Raw genomic sequence first — 2,438 nt, 5'->3', positions numbered from 1 at the left:
TCTCTGTCCAATGCTCCCTTGCATAGTCGAGGAAATCTCCTATAGTCATACCGTCGATTCCGGCTGCTCCTTGGTTCGATTTCACCCTTCCCCATGCCTGTTGCACATTGTTGCGCTCTAATATTCGCGCCATCAGGTTGTCTAAGGCTGGCTTTATGTCAGCACGCCATCCGTCATCTCCCCCGGTCGGGTTCATCGATGCGTCTGAGTTGTTCATTGCTCCTCCTTATGGCAATTATGTTCTGTCCTTCGTCCTGGATTGGACTACTATGACTTCTGCTGACTTCTGCAAGGCTTGACACCAAGAGTTCCCTCTTAGTGGGCTGTCCTTTTTGCTTTAGGGTTCTGTGGCTTCCTAACCGTTTCCGGCTCTTACCTCATTCAGACTCCCTTTACTCTTAGAACCGCAACCTTACAGACCTCCCCAGATAAGAACGTGAACTGTCCCGCCGCAACCGTGTCATTTACTGTGCCCCTTGAACCAGAGGTTTTGTTGTGTTGTGCCAACTCACCCAGGGGTCTCAGCCTTCTATGACATTTCTGTTCGTCGGCTCGTCGGTTTGCTATCCGGCTTCCTTCAAACACTTCCTCGCGAAAGCATTCTTGCCTTAAGCTAGTAGTGGTCGTCACTCGGATCTGTAAATTGATCATTTGGACGCTGGTTCTCCTACAGGGGACTTTCACCCCATTAGTTCACGCCCATGCTGGGCGTACACAAGTCGCTGCACACGGAACGGCGGGGTACGTGATCGGTTATGATGCAAAGTTGAGTCGCCGTCCGGTGAGCTCCCAGCCGTTAGGCATTCAACCTACTCACCAGTTTTTTGCGGGCAGCATTGTTGACAAGCAAAGTAGGATTTGTTAGTATGACAATGTAATCCTACCAGGCTATCGTAGGTAGCTTGCAGCCATGAGTAAGAAAGTTAGTATAACCTTGGATGACGAAGTTCTGGATTTTGTAGATCGGCTAGCAAGCAATCGCAGCAGCTTTATAAATGATGTGCTCTGGCAAGAGAAGAAAAGGATTTTCATGAAAGAGCTAGAGGATGCCTATAAAGATCAGGCTAATGATCCAGAGTTCCAGGAAGAAATTTCTGTCTGGGATATTGCAGTGGGCGATGGTTTAAATGCCTAACGGAACCTTAACTTACAAGCGAGGAGAGATATGGTGGGTCGATCTGAAACCTGTTATTGGTCATGAAACTGATAAAGTACGCCCTTGTCTAATTTTGCAAAACGATATTGGCAACCAAAATGGTACAACGACAATAGTTGCTCCCTTGTTACCTGGAACAAAGGCTTATCCGTTCGTTGTGAATATTACACCAACTGCACAAAATGGAATAAATGGGGATCGACACATCAACTTAAGTCAAATGAGAGCTGTGGACGCTCAGAGAATTAAGAATAAACAGGGGGTTTTAGAAGAAGGTTATTGGGAAGAAATCGAGAAAGCAATATGTATTGAGCTTGGTTTCGGTTTAGCCTTTGAGTCTTCGTAGCTTGCCTAAACAAGCGCGTGCATACGGAACGGAGTTTTACGCTATCGGTTATGATTCAAACATTATCGCCGTCCGGTGACGCGCCAGCCGTTATGCCAAACCGATGCGTCCGTTAAGGTTATCTGTTTTCAGCCAAGATTAGGCGCTCAAAAATGGATTGCTTCGTTGATGAGTTCCGAGAGATTATTGGTGATCGCAAAGATAAATAATTGATAAGCGATCGGTGCATAATCGGGTCGAGAAGGGTGTTTAGCCCTTCCCTCCCACACCACCCGGCATGCGGGTCCGCACCGGGCGGTTCATAATCGCCGCGCAAACAAACCTCAAGAAAATCAGGCATAACCCTGGACTTTCATCCAAAGTTCTCGCACTGAAAGCCAACCCTGTTGCTGTAACCACTGATTCGTCATTCCCGTATGGGTTGCCAGAGTCTTTGACAACCGCCAATAGCCTTTGCGACTAATGCCGGTCAAAATCGCCTGTCGTTTACTAGTGCCTAGAGCCAGCAGATGTCGGATACGAGTGCGAGGTCTGCGCCACTGTTGACCGTAACACATACGAATTCGTCGCCGCAACCAACCATCCAACTGCTCAATTGGACTGTAATGCTGGGAAATGCCGTAGTAGTTCATCCAACCTCGTAAGTATCGGTTCAACCGTTCCATGCGGTACTCCATTGAAACACCCCAACTACGTGACGTTAAGCCCCGCAGTCGATGTATGAAATCCCGATAGGCTTGGTCTGACCACCAAATCCGAATTCCTCGGAACGTAAATCCCAGAAATTCTAATTTGTCAGTCCTGACCACACGACTTTTCTGCCGATTTACTTTGAGCTTCAGCTTTTGGCTCAGGTATCGGCTGATATTAGCCAACACCCTCTGCCCTGCCCGTCTACTTTTGACCAGAATTACCAAGTCATCCATATAGCGAGCA

The 2,438-nt window shown here is 47.8% G+C and carries 4 protein-coding genes and 1 pseudogene; 2 read left to right on the top strand and 3 right to left on the bottom strand.

The genetic code is table 11. From position 1 onward, the window contains the following. Both PSE6802_RS0127110 and PSE6802_RS0127105 read right to left on the bottom strand, forming a co-directional pair. Nucleotides 1-217 (bottom strand): annotated as a pseudogene (locus tag PSE6802_RS0127110) (group II intron reverse transcriptase/maturase); the annotation flags it as partial. Between the two features lie 164 nt (nucleotides 218-381). Then, a complete protein-coding gene (locus PSE6802_RS0127105; protein ID WP_019498561.1) occupies nucleotides 382-651 on the bottom strand; it encodes a hypothetical protein in 270 nt (89 codons plus the stop codon). Nucleotides 652-910: 259 nt separating this feature from the next. Between PSE6802_RS0127105 and mazE the strand changes: the two genes are divergently transcribed. Together mazE and PSE6802_RS0127095 are read left to right on the top strand one after the other, a co-directional pair. Then, nucleotides 911-1,135, top strand: coding sequence for a type II toxin-antitoxin system MazE family antitoxin (gene mazE / locus PSE6802_RS0127100; protein WP_019503154.1), 225 nt, complete (start codon nucleotides 911-913; stop codon nucleotides 1,133-1,135). Continuing rightward, entirely contained in the window at nucleotides 1,128-1,502 is a 375-nt protein-coding gene (locus PSE6802_RS0127095) for a type II toxin-antitoxin system PemK/MazF family toxin (protein WP_019503153.1), read from the top strand. Before mazE ends, PSE6802_RS0127095 begins: the two co-directional genes overlap by 8 nt. 332 nt (nucleotides 1,503-1,834) lie before the next feature. On the opposite strand, the gene PSE6802_RS30555 is transcribed toward PSE6802_RS0127095, so the two are convergent. Beyond that, on the bottom strand, nucleotides 1,835-2,438 hold a 604-nt coding region (locus PSE6802_RS30555), incomplete at its 5' end, for a group II intron maturase-specific domain-containing protein (RefSeq protein WP_036945755.1).

The sequence above is a fragment of the Pseudanabaena sp. PCC 6802 genome (assembly GCF_000332175.1).
In the GTDB taxonomy this organism is placed as follows: domain Bacteria; phylum Cyanobacteriota; class Cyanobacteriia; order Pseudanabaenales; family Pseudanabaenaceae; genus PCC-6802.
This window is presented reverse-complemented; position numbering and strand designations above follow the sequence as displayed.